Consider the following 18,920-nt stretch of genomic DNA (forward strand, 5'->3'; position numbering starts at 1 on the left):
TTTTAAAGAATTACTTTGATATTTTTTTTAATGCTGTTTTTCTATTTGATATTGAGTGTTTTATAGGCTTTTAAAATAATAAAGGCTGCGAAAACTATTCGCAGCCTGTTATCATATAAGTTGGATGTAAATTCTTTACTGTTTCTCAATCAAATCCAGAAACTGTTGTTCATCCAGGATTTCAATAGTTCCGATATCCTGTGCTTTTTTCAGCTTGCTTCCCGCTTTTTCTCCCACCACAAGATAGTTAAGGTTTTTAGAAACCGCAGAAATATTTTTTCCACCATGTTTTTCTACCATTTCTTCGGCAGCTTCTCTGGTAAATAGAGATAATTTTCCGGTGAAAAGGAAAGTCTTTCCTTCTAAAACATTAGATAATACTTCATTGGTGCTTTCTCCTTTTTCAAGCTGTACTCCGTAAGATTTCAGGCGCTCAATCATCAATAGGTTTTCAGTGTTTTTGAAAAACTCTTCAATACTCACTGCGATCTTAGTTCCGATGTCTTCTACCTGGCAAAGTTCTTCTACAGAAGCATTCTTTAATTCCTCAATCGTAGGGAAGTTTTTCACCAGTTTTTTAGCAACAGTTTCTCCTACATGCTTGATCCCAATTCCGTACAATACCTTTTCAAATGGAATTTCCTTTGATTTTTCAATTCCTGTGATGATGTTCTGAGCAGATTTTTCTGCCATTCTTTCCAACGGAAGAAGTTGTTCTTTAGTTAACACATAAAAGTCAGCTGGATTTTCAATCAGTTTTTCTCTGTATAACTGTTCGATGGTTTCACTTCCGAGATTATCAATGTTCAAAGCCTTTCTAGAAACGTAATGAATCATTCTTCCTACCACCTGTGGTGGGCAATGAAGTTCGTTCGGGCAGAAATGGATGGCCTGGTCTTCAATTTTTACCAGTTCAGTTCCACATTCCGGACAGTGTTTGATATATTCTATTTCCCTGCTTTCATCAGTTCTTTTATCTGTATTTACCCCAACAATCTTGGGAATGATTTCACCTCCTTTTTCTACATAGACAAAATCATTTTCATGAAGGTCAAGCTTTTTGATGATGTCTTCATTGTGCAGGGATGCTCTTTTTACAATCGTTCCGGCTAACAGAACAGGTTTTAAATTGGCAACAGGAGTAATGGCACCGGTTCTTCCCACTTGGTAAGAAACACTTTGAAGTTCAGTTTCTACCTTTTCAGCTTTGAATTTATAGGCCATAGCCCAACGCGGAGATTTAGCAGTATATCCAAGCTGTCTTTGTTGTTGTAAAGAATTAACCTTTAATACAATTCCATCAATCTCGAAAGGTAGATTGTGACGTTCGGTATCCCAGAATGTAATAAATTCCTTTACCTCATCTAATGTTTTGCAAAGTTTTGCCTGTTGTGAGGTTTTGAATCCCCAGCTTTGCGCCTTTTGCAATAGTTCCCAATGAGTTTCCGCAGGAGTTTCATCAGAAATATACTGATATAATACAGAAGAAAGAGAACGTTTTCTTACCTCAGCACTGTCCTGCATTTTTAAACTTCCACTTGCTGTATTTCTAGGATTCATGAATGGATCTAATCCTTCCTCTTCACGAAGTTGATTAAGCTTATCAAAATTCCTTCTTGTTAAATAAATCTCACCGCGCATAAAGAATTGTGAAGGGAAATCCCCTTTTAACGTCAATGGGATATCCGATATGGTACGTACATTTGGAGTGATTTCATCTCCTTGAAAACCATCACCACGAGTCACAGCTTGGGTAAGCTTCCCGTTTTCATAAAGAATGGAAATAGAGGCACCATCATATTTCAGTTCTGCCACAAATTCTACAGGGTCATCAATGGTTTTAATAATCCTTTTTTCCCAGTCTTCCAGATCATCAAAATCATAAGAATTATCCAGAGAATACATTCTGAATTTATGCTGGATTGTAGGAAATACCTTGGTAATACCACCTCCTACACGCATTGAAGGAGAGTTTTCATCATAAAACTCAGGGTGTTTGGCTTCCAGATCCTGAAGCTGCTCCAGTAACATATCAAATTCGTAATCTGTAATGGTAGGAGTATCCAGAAGATAATAGCTTTCGTTATGCTGGTGCAGCTCTTTGCGGAGCTGTTCTATTTTTTGTTGAATGTTTTCAGACATCAGATTTATATCTTTTGAGCAAAAATAACTAAAGTAGCGGGAATTTGAAGCGAAAATTTTAAATGGAAAAGAATACACAAGCATTTTTAAATAGAATTCTCGGCTTTATAGGGATATATATTGTAGCTCCTTTAGCTGAGTATTAACGCCATTGCGAACGTATACAACTCATCAAAATAAAAGCCTTTGCGAATTCTCCGTTAAAAATATAAAAACTCAGAACCATGAAATAATTTCATTTAAAAAATAACGGAATTAAATAGTACTGGAAAATTAATAATCCGTAACATGCTTCAATCTGCTGATCCTGTATAAAATAAAACAGTTGTTTAAAATTATTTAACATAACGTTCCGATTTAATTAAAAAAATGTTAAAACTCCCTTAAACAGAAGCCTCTTAAAGTCAAAATACCTTTGCACATCTAATTTAATGTCATGAGAAAAGTAAAGATTGTACTCGGGTTATTGTTTTTAGGATTAGGAACAATGGCTTATGCACAGACTACGCAGGCTTCCATCGTAGGAAAAGTAACCGGACCGGGAAGTTCCGCTCAGGAAAAAGTGAAAGTGACCATCGTCAATGAATCTACAGGGTTTAGAACGGAAACAGAAACGAACTCAAAAGGGGAATATATCTTTAAGGAGATCCCTCTTGGCGGGCCATATACAGTTATTGTAAATGAAGATAAGAAAGAAGGGTTCAATGTAAACTTTGGTGATCAGGTGACTGTAAACATGGATTTGGGTAATGAAAAGCATATTGAAGAAGTAAGAATTACCGGAAACCTGAAGAACAAGATCGGAAACCTGGGGGCTGCTACAGCGATCTCTGCAAAGAATATTGGTATCCTCCCTGTGAATGGAAGAAACTTTACCAATCTTACGGAACTGTCTCCTCTAAGTGGAAAAGGAGGAAATCTTTCCGGGCAGCTGGGATCTTCTACTAACTTTACTATTGACGGAATGACGGCTAAAAACCCAACTTCTGCAGGATCTACAACCAGTCGAAGCGGGGCTCCTTTCTCTATCTCCATTGAAGCAGTACGTGAATTTAAAATTACGACCAACCAATATGATGTAACCTTGGGGAGAAGCGGTGGCGGAACGGTAAGTGCTGTAACCAAATCAGGGACAAACAAATTTTCAGGAAGTGCCTGGGAATACTTAAGAGCCAACTGGCTTTCCAGCCCTTATGACATCAGAGGAAACAAAAGACAGAATGATTTCTCTACTTCTCAGTTCGGATTCTCTTTGGGTGGACCGGTTATCAAAAATAAATTGCACTTTTTCGTAGCATGGGATCATCAGTTAGATTCAAGACCTTTGATTATTGCAGATATCAGGTCTAAGGAGGATGAAAAGAGATTTAATACGACAACAGAAACGCTTAATAAGTTTTTAGACATTGCAAGGGATAAGTATGGAGTAGGAAATACGCCTCAGTTTGGAAGCTTTGATAAAGTAAGAAACTCTGATGCTGCATTTTTACGTTTAGACTGGCAGATCAGTGAAAAGCATTTGTTGACATTGAGAAATAATTTCACTTATGATCTTAATAAAAATGGTTTAGGAGATAATACCAGTATCAATTTCTTTGAATCTTACGGGAATGATAAAAACCTTGACAATAGCTTATTATTGACTCTAAGGTCAAACCTAAAGCCTAATTTAACCAATGAATTGAAAGCTCAGTATTTGTATACCTTCCAAAACAGTTATCAAAATGATGAATTAGGAAGACCTGTACCAAGAGCTATTGTAGAAGGAGTGGCATCTAGTGCAGGATCTACAAATATCCAGATCGGCGGACACCGTTTTGCCCAGGAAAGTTTTAGAAATAATGTATTCCAGATCGTAGATAACTTATATTACAATACGGACAAAGTAAAATATACTTTCGGTGCTGATCTTATGTTTACCACTTCAAAATCGATGTATGGAAGTGAGGTGAACGGAAGATTTCATTTCAAGGATGATCCGGATAAAAAGATAAGCAGCCTTGATAATTTTGATAATCTTAAACCTTACAGGTATTATAGGGAAGTTCCTTTAATGGATGATCCGTCAGTAAGATCTAACATCTGGAATATTGGTGTTTATGGACAGTTTCAGACTAAAATAGCCAAAGGATTAGATTTAATGGCTGGTTTGAGGTTAGATTATGGTGGGTATCCAAAAGCAGAGCTCAACCAGAAATTACTTGATGAAATGGGGATCAGAACAGATAATAAAATCAAATCTTTCGTTATCCAGCCAAGATTCCAGTTTGAATGGAATATCAACGAACAAAATAAAGACTTCCTGAAATTTGGAGCAGGAGTATTCTCTTCAGATATCAACAATTATATGATTATTAATAATCTTGTATTTGATGGAAAACACCTTGCTACAGTAGATGTAGATCCTGCCACTGTTGGGCTAACACCGGATTTTAATAATTATAGAAATAATTACGGTTCAATTCCTACGCTTGCTAAGGAGCAGGTTCCAACCATCAATTATACGGGTAAAGATGCTAAAATCCCAATCGTTTATAAGGCGAATATTTCCTATACCCACTTCTTTAATGATAGATTCAGAGCCGGATTGGCAGCCTACATGGCTTTAGGTAGGAATAACTACTATTATTATGATAGAAACATGGTTGCTAACCCATTCTTTACATTGGATAATGAAGGAGGAAGAGGGGTGTATGTTCCTACCTCAGCGATAAATGGTGCAAAAATTGACTGGAAAGAAGGACGAATCAATAAGAACTTCGGAAGAGTATTGGAGTTGGTAAGTGATGGTAAAGTAAACCAGTTCTCGTTTGTATTGGATACCAGCTACCGTTATTGGAAAGATGGAGAGATCACGGCAAGTTATACATGGTCTGATATTAAAGACAATACTTCATACAACGGAAACGTAGCCAATTCAGCAACGCTATCTACCATGGTTCAGGGAGATCCGAGAGATTTAAGAATGTCATATTCTGATAACCAGTTCCGAAATAAAGTAGTTATCTATGGTAACTCACCTACCATTGCCGGATTTACATTAGGAATCAGATATTCAGGAATCGGAGGAACACGTTTCTCTATGACAGCAGGAGGAAATATTAACGGAGATTTTGTGGATAGCAATGACCTTGCGTATATCTTCCCGAATATCGCTCAATCTATAATAGATGATCCTAATGTAGGAAAAGCATTGAAAGATTATGTGAGTGAATACAACGGTAAAATTGCAGAACGTAACGGGGGTAAGAACGGATTTTATGGAGTTTGGGATTTACGTATTGCCAAGAAAATAAAATTTGATAAAATCGGAGCATTTGAACTTTCCGTAGATATCTTCAATGTAGCCAATTTGCTTAATAAAGAATGGGGCGTGAATGAATCGTATGGAAATGTATCAATGTACAGAATCAAAAGTTTTGATCCTGTGACCAAAAGATTTGAATATACAAAAAATGTAAGCGGTAACGGTTTAGCCCCTTTATCAGGGAATCCATACCAGATTCAGATTGGAGCGAAATACAGTTTTTAATCAATAGTTATAGTTAGTAGCCACAAAAGACAGAGTTTTTAAGAGACAGTATATTAAAATACACTAGTAAGACCTTTCTTTTGTGGTTTTATATTTCCTAATAAGTCCCATAATAATTACCTTTATCAAAAGTTTGAGGACTTTGTTTTAATTATCTAAATTATATTATGAAAAATTTTATCTTAGGGTTAGCAGTTTTAAGTACAGTTTTAATGAAAGCACAAACCCAGATCATTGCCCATAGAGGATATTTCCAGGCTCAGCCCCCTACAACTGAAAATTCTATTCAATCATTAGAAAATGCTCAGAAATTAAAAGTTTACGGTTCCGAATTTGATGTGAGAATGACCAAAGACGGAGTATTGGTTATCAATCATGATGAGCACCATGGAAAGATGGAAATCTCTGAAACATCATTCAAGGAATTGGAAGCTTTGAAATTATCAAACGGGGAAAAGTTTCCTACTTTAAAAGATTATCTGAAGCAAGGAAAAAAAGATACTTCTGTAAAACTGATCGTGGAGATCAAGCCGGCAAAAACTCCTGAAATCGAAAATGAGATTACCCAGAAGACTATTAAGATGATTAAAGATATGAAGCTGGAATCTCAAAGTGAATTTATTTCTTTCAGCCTGAATATCTGCAAGGAAATAAAAAAAATAGCTCCAGCATTTAAAGTTCAGTATCTGAACGGAGAGTTGTCACCAGAGCAGATCAAAAAAGAAGGACTGGATGGTATGGATTACCACTACAGCGTTTTCCAGAAAAACCCAACCTGGATTTCTGAAGCGAAAACGTTAGGATTGATCACCAATTCATGGACCGTAAATGATGCTGCTGTATATGATGAATTGAAAAAGCAAGGAATAGGCTTTGTAACCACAAACATTCCTGAACAGCTTAAAAATAAATAATAGCAAGCAAACAAGAACCCATAATTTTCCAAAGTCTGTCCTTTCAAGGACGGACTTTTGTTTTATAAAATTCTGAAACCAGATTAATAATAGTCGAGCATTAGTGGTAAAAAATAAGTGTCTTTTGTAAACGCAGAGAGCGCAAAGACATCTTTTTGACTACGCTCATTTTCGTTCGCAAAGGCACTACGTTCAGCTAAGGACACTTACTCAATGATTGCTGAGTGAAACGCCTTTGCGTTCTTAAAAATCACCTAGTATCTTATAAAATCTTAGTGAGCGTTGCGTTAAGGTTTAACATCCAAACTGGACATAAAATTCTGAAACCAGATTAATAATAGTTCGAGCATTAGTGGTAAAAAATAAGTGTTTTTTGTAAACGCAGAAAGGGCAAAGATATCTTTTTGACTACGCTCATTTCGTTCGCAAAGGCACTACATTCAGCTAAGGACACTTACTCAATGATTGCTGAGTGAAACGCCTTTGCGTTCTTAAAAATCACCTAGTATCTTATAAAATCTTAGTGAGCGTTGCGTTAAGGTTTAACATCCAAACTGGACATAAAATTCTGAAACCAGATTAATAATAGTTTGAGCATTAGTGGTAAAAAATAAGTGTTTTTTGTAAACGCAGAAAGGGCAAAGATATCTTTTTGACTACGCTCATTTCGTTCGCAAAGGCACTACATTCAGCTAAGGACATTTACTCAGTAATTGCTGAGTGAAACGCCTTTGCGTTCTTAAAAATCACCCAGTATCTTATAAAATCTTAGCGAGCGTTGCGTTAAAACTTAATAGTTCAAAACTGCATTTTAATTGTGTAGTGGTATCCATACAATAATTAAAAAAGATTTCCAGTCTATTATTCTTAAACTTAACTCATATAGCTTAGATCTTTTTTCCTGAGATTTTCTACTATTATCTCAGGGCAAGACAATAAAGATACACAAATAAACAGAACCTTAAAATAGTGTTAAAAATTCTTAATTTCTTAAGTGATTGTTATAAAGTATGTTATCTAATGTTGTTAAGGAATACTTAATATAGTATTCAATAAACATTTAATAAACGTTAAAATGTTATTAAAATTATACTCATAATGTCGGTTTAATTTTGCGCAAACAAAAAGGATATGCGTAAAGAGACACAAAAGTTGTTGGTTTTGTCACTGTTAGGACTATTCAGTGCCAATCTAACGGCTCAGCAGAAAGCAAAAAAAGATACGGTTAAAGGACTCGACGAAGTAGTAGTGACCGCTTTGGGTATCAAAAGGCATGACAAGTCTTTAGGATACTCTACCCAGACTGTTAACTCTGAGGAAATTCTAAGAACTCAGAATAATAACTGGGCACAGGCTTTAGAAGGGAAAGTAGCCGGGTTAAAGATTCAGACTGCCGGAGCAGGACCTTTAGGCACAAGCCGTATCACCCTGCGTGGAGACATCTCCATGAATATGGGGAATAATGATGCTTTGATTGTTGTGGATGGCGTCCCTTTGAGTGGAAAAAAAACAGGAACCGGAACTGCAGCGTATGGAGCGGGCTCAGGTGGTGATTTACCTATTGATTATGGGGATAGTTTTAACAGCATTAATCCTGATGATATAGAATCCATTTCTATCCTTAAAGGGCCTACAGCATCCGCATTATATGGTTCAAGAGGTTCAAGAGGAGCTATTATGATTACCACTAAATCCGGTAAAAGCAAAAAAGGAAAAGTTCAGGTAGCCTTCAATTCTTATTCAAGTTATGATTCCGTACTAAAATGGCCGGATTATCAATATGAATATGGACAGGGAACTCAGCAGAAAGATAAAAACGGAAATTATTATTACTCGTACGGAGCTTCAGCTGATGGAGTGAATACAGGTTCTACGAGTAGTGCCTTCGGACCGAAATTTGACGGGCAGTACTACTTTCAATATGATCCCAATGTAGAAGGACAAAGCCTGGAAAGACAGCTTTGGAGACCTTATAAAAATAATATTAAAGACTTCTGGCAGGTAGGATCTAACTATTCAAACAGTTTATCCGTAGAGCATTCCAATGAAACTACGGCATTCAGGACATCCCTTAGCTATCTGAAAAATGAATGGATGATGCCTAATACAGGCTTAGACAGGTTCAACGTGGCTTTATCCTTAGATCATAAACTAAGCAGCAGATTAAAAATAGGAACTAAAGTGAACTTTAGTCAGACGAAAAGTGACAACCTTCCTGCAACAGGATATAACAACCAGTCCATCTCTTATTTCATGATTTTCCAGAATCCAAACGTCGATCTTGCCTGGTACAGACCTATTTGGAAGAAAGGGCAGGATCAGGTAGATCAGATTCACCCTTTCAGTTCTTATATTGATAATCCTTATCTGATTGCCTATGAGAACCTGAATGGAACCAATAAAAAAACAATTACCGGAAATATCAATATCAGCTATCAGATAGCCAAAAACTTTGACGTAGCCTATAAAACCGGTTTGGAATGGAATAATGAATTCCGTACTCAAAGAAGGCCATGGAGTTCTGCCAACTATGCCAAAGGATATTACAGAGAACAGTATATCCGATATATGGACCTTAATAATGATGTCTTATTCACTTATAAAAATAAATTCGGAAATATCGGGTTAACAGCTTCGGCCGGAGGAAATATCAGGTATCATGAATATACTATGAATGATTACAGAGGAAATGGTCTTAATAAAGCAGGATTGTATCAGCTTTCTAATGCCATGCAGGTAGAATATAAGCTGCCAAAACCTAATGATAATCAGGTGAACAGTGTATATGCACTGGCAAACTTCAGTTATAAAGACATGATCTTCTTGGATGTAACGGCAAGAAATGACTGGAGCAGTACGCTTCCGGCTCATAACAGGTCTTATTTTTACCCATCTGTATCATCATCTTTCATATTATCAGATATCTTTAAATTAAAATCAGACAATTTAAACTTCTGGAAACTGAGATTATCATGGTCCAAAGTAGGAAATGATACGTATACCTACATGCTTGATAAATATTATGAAAACAGTGGCTTTGTAGGATCTGTGGAATCTCCGTTACTTTATCCGAATCCAAACCTGAAGCCGGAAATGATTACCAATATTGAAGGAGGGATGGATTTTACATTACTGAAAAACAGACTGACATTCAACTTCACAGCGTATCAGAACAATTCCAAAGATCAGTCGATTATTATTCCGATGTTATATGAAACGGGATATAATAAGAGGATCATCAATGCCGGTGAGTTGAGAAACAGAGGGATTGAAATGACTTTAAATGCTTATCCGATTAAAAATAAAAACTTCTCATGGAGCGTAAATGCTAACTGGTCAATGAACAGAAACAAAATCCTTTCCCTTCCGGAAGAGTATAATGGAAAACCTTATACGATGGGAAGTATAGGTGGTGTAGTGTTTTATGATGCTGTAGTTGGAGGCTCTTTGGGAGATATGTATGGAGCAGGATTGGTGTATTCGTCGGACGGACAGGTAGTTTATGATGCTAAAGACGGCTTAACGGCAAAGTCTACAGAAATGAAAAAGATTGGAAATGCATATCCAAAGTGGAGAGCAGGTCTTCAGAACGAATTCAGATATAAAAATATTACCGTGAGTTTCTCATTTGACGGTCAGTACAAAGGAATTGCTTACTCCCACTCACATCACAAAATGTCTGAACAGGGGAAGCTTGCCCATACGCTTGTAGGAAGAGACAATCCGGGAGGTTTAATTGTGGGTCAGGGCGTTGTTCAGAATCCTGACGGAACCTTTTCTCCCAATACCAAAGGCATTCCGGTTTCTGCCTATTACGGAGATTACTATAGAAGAGCAAACGTAGAGACTAACTCATTTGACACCTCTTTCCTTAAGCTGAGAGATGCCAGAATCTCTTATTCCTTCCCGAAATCAATTGTAGAACCTTTAAAGCTTACAGACATTACCCTTGCGGTATTCGGAAGAAACCTTTGGATGTGGACCAAGTTCCCATTATTTGATCCGGAAGCCGCCACATTGGATGATTCCACTATTACACCAGGAGTTGAGATGGGACAGCTGCCTCAGGCAAGAACAATAGGATTCCAGTTAAATGTTAAATTTTAAAATCAGAAAAAATGAAAAAGTTAATCTATATATCTTCATTCCTTGCTCTTATGAGCAGTACTGTTTCATGTGACAGAAGTCTTGATGAGATTAATAAAGACACCAGTAGAATTAATGTACCCGTTGCCAGTGCTCTACTGGTTCCTATCCAGTATAATATGTCTGCGGTAGGATATAACAGAGCTAACGATCTTAATTTTGATCTTATGCAGGTTTCTCTTGATTTCCCAAATGAAGGAAATTCATTAAGCCGTTACTATTTAACAGAAAAAACAGGAAATGGCTTCTGGGATAACTCTTACCGATGGTTAAAACAGGTAGATGATCTTAAAAAAGCAGCAATTTCTGAAGGGGATAAAAACTATCAGGCTATTGCAATGGTCCTGAATGCATGGATCTATTCCAATCTTACCGATACCTATGGAGATGTACCCTTTTCTGAAGCATCACAGCTGGATGATAAGATTATGTACCCGAAATTTGACAGGCAAAAAGATATTTATATCAAGTTATTGGATGATTTGAAAACAGCCAACTCTCTTTTTGTAAATACGAAAGCGCTTACCGGGGGTGATTTATTCTTTAAAGCCGATTCTGATGCTGCCAACGGAATTCTCGGTTGGAAAAAATTCTGTAATTCTCTTTCTCTGAGATTACTGACAAGAATTCTGAATAAAGATGGAGAAGTGAATGTAAAAGCAAGAATCCAGGAAATTATTAATAATCCAACAGTATATCCTATTTTCCAAAGTAATGCAGATGGCGTAAAGGTAGATATTACAGGAATTTTTCCATTAATGACTCCTATTGCAAGACCTCAGGATTTTACCACAGGAAGAGCTGCTTCAGAATTCTTTGTAGAAACGTTGAAAGCAAACAATGATCCGCGTATGGCCATGTTTTTCTCTCAGGCAAAAGACCTGAAAACAAATGCTAATATCGGATATATAGGAGCTCCAACAGGATATAAATTTGGAACTGTATTCAATTATCAGCCTTCCAATCTTAATCAAAACCTGGCAAAAGCACCTTTGAAAATTTTCGTCTATCCATATGCTGAACTTCAGTTTACTTTAGCAGAATTAGCATTTAAAGGAGTTATCCAGGGAAGTGCGAAAACCTATTATGAAAATGGAGTAAAATCAGCCATTGAACAATGGGGAGCGGTAGTGCCTGCCAACTATTTTGACAACCCGGTAGTAGCATTCGGAACCGGAGATATGAAGAAAATTATGCTTCAGAAATACATCTCATTATTCTTTGTAGATCAACAGCAATGGTTTGAAAAAAGAAGAACAGGTTTCCCGGAACTTCCTAATAATGGCGGACTTTTAAATGATGGAAAGCTTCCTCAAAGATTAATGTATCCAACCAATACAAGAGTATTGAATAAAGATAATTACCAGGCTGCAGTTCAACAGATGGGCGGAGATGATATCAATGTAAAAGTTTGGTGGAGTAAATAAGTATAATCAAGAAAAAAATAAAAAGATGAGTATCAATATAAAACTTTTAATGCCGTGCATGTTGGTTTCAGCAATGGCTTTTTCTCAGTCTTCCGTTTCAGGATATGTATATGAAGACAGTAACAAAAACCAAAAGAAAGAAAACCGGGAAAAAGGAATTGAAGGAGTGGCGGTTTCTAATGGTGTTCAGGTGGTATTAACAGATAAAAACGGGCGTTACAGCCTGCCGGTTCAGGAGGATCAGACTATTTTTGTCATCAAACCATCAGGATATCAAACTGCTTTAAACAGTAATAACCTGCCACAGTTTTACTATCACCATAAACCAAAAGGTTCTCCGGCTGATTTTAAATATAAAGGAGTTGCTCCAACAGGTGAACTTCCCAAAGAATTGAATTTTCCACTTTACCAGCAGAACGAAAACAAAAATTTTGATATTCTGGTTTTTGGAGATCCTCAGCCTTATACAGAGAAAGAACTGGATTATTTCAAAAGAGGAATTGTTAATGAAGTGAAAAATACCAAGAAAAATGCGGTGTTGGGAATCAGTTTGGGAGACTTGGTTGGAGATAATCTAAGCCTTCAAAAACCTTATGCTGATGTAATGAAAGAAGTAGGATTGCCTTGGTATAATGTGATGGGAAACCATGACATGAATTACGATGCCAAAGACGATAAGCTTTCAGATGAAACCTTTGAATCTAATTTCGGACCTGCCAATTACTCATTCAACTACGGAAATGTACACTTCATCATCCTTGATGATATTCTTTATCCCGATCCAAGAGATGGAAAAGGATATTGGGGCGGGTTCCGTGAAGATCAGCTTCAGTTTATTGAAAACGATCTGAAATTGGTTGATAAAAACAAACTGATCGTAGTTTCTTTTCATATTCCGTTGGAGCATAACAACGAAGACAGCTTTAGAAATGCAGACCGTCAGAAATTATTCGATTTCCTGAATCCTTTCCAGAATGTATTGCTTTTATCGGCGCATACCCATATCCAACAGCAGATTTTCTATGGAAAAAAAGCAGGTTGGAATGGCATTAAAGAATTGCATGAATACAACGTAGGAACCACTTGTGGAGACTGGTACTCCGGAACCGCTGATGAAGCAGGACTTCCTACTTCAACTATGAGAGACGGAACAGCAAAAGGCTATTCTTTCATCAGTTTTGCTGATAATCAATACAAAGTAAAATACAAAACAGCCGGAAAACCGGAAGATTATCAGATCAAATTATACGTTCCGAAAGTGATTCCGTTCCCATCAAAAACCTCTGCAAAAGTCTTGGCCAACTTCTTTATGGGAAGTAAAAAAGACAAAGTAGAGTACAGAATAGACAATGGGAAATGGGAAGAAATGGAATATGATGAAACCATAGATCCAAACTTTGCTCTTTCCGTTTTCAAATGGGATACCACAGAGAAAATTTTACAGGGAAGAAGACCTTCCAATCCTGAAATGTCAAAACACATCTGGGAAGCAGATTTCCCTAAAAAATTAGCCTTAGGAAAACATAAAGTTGAGGTTAGAGCGGTTGATATGTATGGAAATCAGTTCTCAGCTTCAGAAGAATTTGAAGTACAGAACGCCATCCAGATTCCTTAAGCCTTTCATTTTTTACTATACTTTTTTTAGATTGATAAACCGGCTCATGATGAGCCGGTTTTATTTTTTTGCTGAGGTTTAAAGTTGTTAAAAAATACCTGAATATATGTTTTAAGTAAAAATTCAATAGAAGCGGGCTTTAGCCCGCTTTCTTAATAATACCACATTCCAAAGGCTTTAGCCTAAACTTATCCTTTTTCATTAAGTTGGTAGAAGTCAAAAGGAGCAATATCTATCCAAACCATTAAAAAACTATTAAATATCCTTTCTTTCCATTCCATAAAAATGTTCTTTCGTAACTTTGTCCTACGAAAAGTATTACACTATGAATATAAACGGAAAAAATGCCATTGTAACAGGTGGTGGAAGAGGACTGGGAAAAGCTGTAGCACTAGCTTTAGCTAATGAAGGAGTGAACGTTGCCATTACAGGAAGAAACGAAGAAAATCTTAAAAATACAGTTGAAGAAATTCAGAAACTAGGAGTAAAATCAGCGTATGCGATATTCTCTATTGATGACGAAGCCGCTGTAAAAACAGGAATTGAAACTTTAGCTGAGCAATTAGGCGGAGTAGATATCCTTGTCAATAATGCAGGAATCGGAGATTTCGGTACGATTGAAGAGATGCCGTCTGAAACTTGGGAACAGGTGATCAAAACCAATTTATTTGGAGTTTATTATGCTGCTAAAGCTGTTCATCCATTTATGAAAGCTAAAGGAGAAGGAGATATTATAAACGTTGCTTCTACTGCAGGATTAAAAGGAGGTCCGAATATGTCAGCATATGCTGCTTCAAAAGCAGCAGTAGTTTCTTTATCTCAGTCTATGATGGCAGAATGGAGAAAACAAAACATCCGTGTCATTACATTGACGCCAAGCACGATTGCTTCTGATATGAGCATCCAAGGTGGACTTACAGATGGAAATCCCGATAAAGTATTACAACCTGAAGACTTTGCAGAATGGGTAAGAGATATCCTGAAAATGAACAGAAGAGCATTAATCGCTAATGGTTCTATTTTCTCTACGAATCCATAAGATAGTTTAAGGTTTAAAGCTGTCATAATACAACTGTTTCAATTTTAAATGATAGTTAAAAATTCAATAGGAGCGGGCTTTAGCCCGCTTTCTTAATAATGTTGCCATTCCAACGGTTTTAGCCAAAGCCTAAAAATCTGCGTTATCAGCGAAATCCGCGAGAGATAAAAATGAATTGAAGCGAGCTTTAGCCTTTCAATACAGCACAAAATCCTTTCACTTTATCCAAAACTTACCCTTTCTATTTTTTTAACCGTAATAACATTAGTATTTTTGCAGCAAATTATTCACATGCAAAATTATTTAGAATTCAATTTCAAGATTTCTCCATTGCAACCTTGGAACGAGATATTAATGGCAGAGCTTATAGAAATAGGTTTTGACAGCTTTACAGAGGAAATTCACGGAATTTTAGGATATATCCAGACCGATTTATTTAATGAAGATCAGCTTAAAGCACTTCCGATCTTTGAAAATGAAAATGTACAAATTGAATATTCTTTTGAAGAAATGCCCAACATCAACTGGAATGAAGAGTGGGAAAAAAACTTCTCACCCATTAACATTGATGATAAAGTATTGATCAGAGCAGAATTCCACGAGTCTGTACCGGGAATGCACGAAATTATCATTCAGCCTAAAATGTCATTCGGAACAGGGCATCACCCTACCACACACCTGATGATCCAGCAGATGATGGATATTGATTTCAATGGAAAGAAAGTGTTAGACATGGGATGTGGAACTTCTGTATTGGCAATCTATGCAAAACAACAGGGAGCCGGAGATACCAAAGCGATTGATATTGATGAATGGTCTGTAGAAAACTCAAAAGAAAATGCAGTTAGAAACAGTGTAGAATTAGATATTGAGCAGGGAACAGCAGAAAACTTAGGAAGTGAGAATTTCGATATCATTTTGGCTAATATCAACAGAAATATCCTGATTTCAGATATTCCAACATATGTGTCTGTATTGAATGAAGGTGGGAAATTATTGCTTTCCGGACTTTGTTTCTTTGATGTAGATGATATTCTGGAAGTATGCAAAGAAAGTGGTCTTACCCTGAAGAAGCAGCTGCAGAGAGAAGAATGGGTAAGCTTACTGCTTGAAAAATAAAAAAACGAAATAACAAAATATGAAAACTTTATTGACTGCTTTATTTTTTCTGACAATGCAGCTTTTGGCTGCTCAGGAAAATGAAGTATATGCAGATGGTGTTTTTAATTTTACTGAAAACAAGAATCAGAAGATCTTTACAGATTGGACAAGAGTAAGAAAAGAACCGGCTGTTAATGCTCCAATTTTGGATTCACTACAGACTAATCAGCAGATTATGATCCTTAAAAAAGAAGAAGAGATTCCGGTCCTGAAATTGGGAGAAAGAAATGCCAATTGGTATAAAATCTCCTATCAGAAAGGAGATGCAGTTGCTGAAGGCTATGTCTGGGGAGCTAATCTTTGTGTAGGCTATCGTAATAAAAATGGATATGATTTTCTTTTCGGATTATCAAAGACGGTAAATAAAAAAATCAAGGATTTGAATGAATTCGATAAACAGAATATTGCCGGAATAAAAGTAATGGAAGGAAATGTTTTGATTGATGAGGTTACCTTTGATACGGGTAAAGGAGAAGAGTTAAGCACAGCTTCTTTTGCTATTGAAAGCAGCCATAAGTTGCAGGATGTAGAATTTACTTTAAAAGCAATGGTTTCTGGTGAAGCATGCGGTATTGCAGCCTATGATCAATATGTTCTCTATAAAGATAAGAAACTTATTTTGCTTCCACAATTGATGAATGTAGGAGATGCCGGAGCTTACTACCATAGTGAAGAGTATGTTTTTCCAAATGATAAAGGAGGAATTCCTAATACATTTATCCTGAAAGTAGAGGATATGGAAACTGATGATAAAGACCGTGAGAAGAAAAAACGATCTTCCAAAACCTATCTTTGGAATGGGAGCTCTTATAAACTTAAATAATCTTTTGATTAAAATAAATGAAACCGTTGTCATTATACAGCGGTTTTTTTGTTCAAAATGTCTCTTTCCCAATTGAAAAAAATCAAATACATTTATCCATATAAAAAACAGAGCCAATGAACGTGTTAGATGATATCCTTCCTATTTTATTTTCGGTGATTGTTGGTGGAATTATTGGGATTGAAAGAGAATATCAATTGAAGTCAGCAGGGCTTCGAACCATGATACTGGTGACATTGGGAGCCTGTATTTTTACCATGCTTTCTATGAATCTGGGAGAGACAGGAAGTCCGGACCGTATTGCAGCCAATATTATCACAGGAATAGGTTTTGTGGGAGCTGGGGTCATCTTTAAGGAAGATAATAGAGTTTCAGGCCTTACAACGGCTGTTACCATTTGGATCTGTGCTGCTTTGGGGATGACAATAGGAGCGGGATATTACCAAGAGGCTACCATAGGCTCCATTGTTGTTTTTCTATTACTTATCATGTTCAAATATGTTCAGGATATTATCGATAGGATTAGTACCCGCTATATCTATCAGATTACCCTTACGTATGAAGATGGTGTAACAGAAAAATATGAAAATATCTTTAAAGAAAACGGCTTAAAATCAATCAGGGGAAAGCAGGTGAGAAGTGGAGATAAATATACAGCAATCTGGCGGGTACAGGGTGCAGCAAGAAATCATAAAGTTTGTACAAAACTTCTTCTGAATGATCCGGGAATAGATGAATTCAAGTTTTAAAAATAAAATAGCCTTTACATCAGTGTAAGGGCTTTATTTTAACATTAAAGTATACAAAATAAAATAGGACTGGAAAACCCAGTCCTACCCAAACATGATTAAGTGTATAGTTTAGCCATAAATGGCTACAAGGAATATTTGCACAAAAAGATTTTTATTGATGCTTAATCAATGTTTCTTTAAATAATAATTAAAACTAACTTTTATAAGGGTCTCCCGATTAAAGCTTACCCTGTAAAAATACCACGAATTGAAGTTCATCATGAGAAAAGTTAAGCCCATTCTGCAAAATAAGCTGGTGAAACGTAATTTTCATCCAGTGAAGCGTATGACATTCTTGATTAGAAAGTAATCCAAACCCTCACAATAAAAATTGTGAGGGTTTGGATATTCTTTTGAATTGATTAGATACAGTTTCTTAGATTATGGAGTTGCTTTTACTGCATTATACATCATTGAATCTTTTTTCTGATGGGTATAATCATACTTGTACTGATAGAATGAGGATTCCCAGTCTCCATATCCAACATTAGGAATAATAATGAATTTTTTACCAAACTCATTCGCGGAATTTTTCACAGCAGCAGATCGTTCTGCTTCTGTTTTTTTATCAAATAGAGTAGAGAAATCGGCAAGATTATCACCTAGCAGAAGAACGATATTATAATTTTTGGAGATATCTAATCGTCTGTTTTCTTTACTGCTTTCTTTAGATCGAAGAATAAGATGGCTTTCACTTTGAATAGGATAATTGTATTTTTTGAGATTCTTCAAAGTTCCTGCACGTTCCTGTTCTACACGATTGGTAACATAAAATACTTGCACTCCTTTACTGGCGGCATATTGATAGAAATCCTGAGAACCGGTAAGTGGCGTTGCGATCCCTTTAGCCGTCCATTCTTCCCATGTTTTTTGATCATAATCTTTTCCCATTTTTGAACGCTCAACAGCATAATAGGAATTATCTAAAAAGGTCTCGTCAATATCCGAAACAATGGCTAATGGTTTATCCGATTTTTGTGCTAAAGCTTCATCCAGACGAAGTTTTGCAATATTATAAGCCTGTAGGCATAATGCTTCATATTCTGCTGCTCTTTGCTGATAAAACGCAGCATATATTTTTCCGTCACGTCCAAGATTCTGATAAGGTGCATCCTGAATTGAACTTGTTGTAACGGGAGTCGCTGTTTTGCATGACAGTGTCAAAGCAAAGGCACAGCTTGCGATAATGAACTTAAAATTTTTCATTGAATTAAAATAGAGAAAACAAAATTATAACAATTTGATTGGTGTGACAACTATTTCTCACGTTTGCTTTTTTAGAAGGTATAATAATCATTAGATTTGGATATTGGATTTATATAAGATTCAT

General features: G+C 36.3%; 11 protein-coding genes. 9 read left to right on the top strand and 2 right to left on the bottom strand.

Annotated features, from left to right (window positions below; all coding sequences use genetic code 11):
* Nucleotides 1–135 precede the first annotated feature (135 nt).
* Nucleotides 136–2,142, bottom strand: coding sequence for an NAD-dependent DNA ligase LigA (ligA, locus tag AC3HD6_RS14945; protein WP_488897070.1), 2,007 nt, complete (start codon nt 2,140–2,142; stop codon nt 136–138).
* Nucleotides 2,143–2,578: 436 nt separating this feature from the next.
* On the opposite strand from ligA, the gene AC3HD6_RS14950 reads away from it, so the two are divergent.
* The 9 genes from AC3HD6_RS14950 (at nt 2,579) to AC3HD6_RS14990 (ending at nt 17,548) form a co-directional block, all read left to right on the top strand.
* Complete coding sequence (locus tag AC3HD6_RS14950) at nt 2,579–5,674, top strand: TonB-dependent receptor (protein ID WP_488897071.1); 3,096 nt, start codon at nt 2,579–2,581, stop codon at nt 5,672–5,674.
* Nucleotides 5,675–5,841: 167 nt separating this feature from the next.
* The gene (locus AC3HD6_RS14955; RefSeq protein WP_488897072.1) at nt 5,842–6,588 is read left to right on the top strand and encodes a glycerophosphodiester phosphodiesterase family protein; all 747 of its coding nucleotides are present in this window, start codon (nt 5,842–5,844) and stop codon (nt 6,586–6,588) included.
* A gap of 1,131 nt (nt 6,589–7,719) precedes the next feature.
* On the top strand, nt 7,720–10,695 hold the full coding sequence (locus tag AC3HD6_RS14960; protein ID WP_488897073.1) for a SusC/RagA family TonB-linked outer membrane protein: 2,976 nt from the start codon (nt 7,720–7,722) through the stop codon (nt 10,693–10,695).
* 11 nt (nt 10,696–10,706) lie between these two features.
* Nucleotides 10,707–12,161: a SusD/RagB family nutrient-binding outer membrane lipoprotein gene (locus tag AC3HD6_RS14965; protein ID WP_488897074.1), complete on the top strand. Its 1,455-nt coding sequence runs from the start codon at nt 10,707–10,709 to the stop codon at nt 12,159–12,161.
* Between the two features lie 49 nt (nt 12,162–12,210).
* Nucleotides 12,211–13,776, top strand: coding sequence for a calcineurin-like phosphoesterase C-terminal domain-containing protein (locus AC3HD6_RS14970; RefSeq protein WP_488897301.1), 1,566 nt, complete (start codon nt 12,211–12,213; stop codon nt 13,774–13,776).
* 325 nt (nt 13,777–14,101) lie between these two features.
* Nucleotides 14,102–14,815: a 3-ketoacyl-ACP reductase gene (locus tag AC3HD6_RS14975; protein WP_488897075.1), complete on the top strand. Its 714-nt coding sequence runs from the start codon at nt 14,102–14,104 to the stop codon at nt 14,813–14,815.
* A gap of 291 nt (nt 14,816–15,106) precedes the next feature.
* A complete protein-coding gene (gene prmA / locus AC3HD6_RS14980) occupies nt 15,107–15,934 on the top strand; it encodes a 50S ribosomal protein L11 methyltransferase (RefSeq protein ID WP_488897076.1) in 828 nt (275 codons plus the stop codon).
* 19 nt (nt 15,935–15,953) lie between these two features.
* Entirely contained in the window at nt 15,954–16,799 is an 846-nt protein-coding gene (locus AC3HD6_RS14985) for an SH3 domain-containing protein (protein WP_488897077.1), read from the top strand.
* 116 nt (nt 16,800–16,915) lie between these two features.
* Complete coding sequence (locus tag AC3HD6_RS14990) at nt 16,916–17,548, top strand: MgtC/SapB family protein (RefSeq protein ID WP_488897078.1); 633 nt, start codon at nt 16,916–16,918, stop codon at nt 17,546–17,548.
* A 423-nt stretch (nt 17,549–17,971) separates the two neighbouring features.
* On the opposite strand, the gene AC3HD6_RS14995 is transcribed toward AC3HD6_RS14990, so the two are convergent.
* Complete coding sequence (locus tag AC3HD6_RS14995) at nt 17,972–18,796, bottom strand: 5'-nucleotidase, lipoprotein e(P4) family (protein WP_488897079.1); 825 nt, start codon at nt 18,794–18,796, stop codon at nt 17,972–17,974.
* Between the last annotated feature and the right edge of the window lie 124 nt (nt 18,797–18,920).

Source organism: Chryseobacterium sp. II3a, assembly GCF_057815135.1.

Bases quoted from the DNA above. Each gene is read 5' to 3' on its own strand.
- ligA (WP_488897070.1), bottom strand. From the start codon at position 2,142: ATGTCTGAAAACATTCAACAAAAAATAGAACAGCTCCGCAAAGAGCTG.
- AC3HD6_RS14950 (WP_488897071.1), top strand. From the start codon at position 2,579: ATGAGAAAAGTAAAGATTGTACTCGGGTTATTGTTTTTAGGATTAGGA.
- AC3HD6_RS14955 (WP_488897072.1), top strand. From the start codon at position 5,842: ATGAAAAATTTTATCTTAGGGTTAGCAGTTTTAAGTACAGTTTTAATG.
- AC3HD6_RS14960 (WP_488897073.1), top strand. From the start codon at position 7,720: ATGCGTAAAGAGACACAAAAGTTGTTGGTTTTGTCACTGTTAGGACTA.
- AC3HD6_RS14965 (WP_488897074.1), top strand. From the start codon at position 10,707: ATGAAAAAGTTAATCTATATATCTTCATTCCTTGCTCTTATGAGCAGT.
- AC3HD6_RS14970 (WP_488897301.1), top strand. From the start codon at position 12,211: ATGCCGTGCATGTTGGTTTCAGCAATGGCTTTTTCTCAGTCTTCCGTT.
- AC3HD6_RS14975 (WP_488897075.1), top strand. From the start codon at position 14,102: ATGAATATAAACGGAAAAAATGCCATTGTAACAGGTGGTGGAAGAGGA.
- prmA (WP_488897076.1), top strand. From the start codon at position 15,107: ATGCAAAATTATTTAGAATTCAATTTCAAGATTTCTCCATTGCAACCT.
- AC3HD6_RS14985 (WP_488897077.1), top strand. From the start codon at position 15,954: ATGAAAACTTTATTGACTGCTTTATTTTTTCTGACAATGCAGCTTTTG.
- AC3HD6_RS14990 (WP_488897078.1), top strand. From the start codon at position 16,916: ATGAACGTGTTAGATGATATCCTTCCTATTTTATTTTCGGTGATTGTT.
- AC3HD6_RS14995 (WP_488897079.1), bottom strand. From the start codon at position 18,796: ATGAAAAATTTTAAGTTCATTATCGCAAGCTGTGCCTTTGCTTTGACA.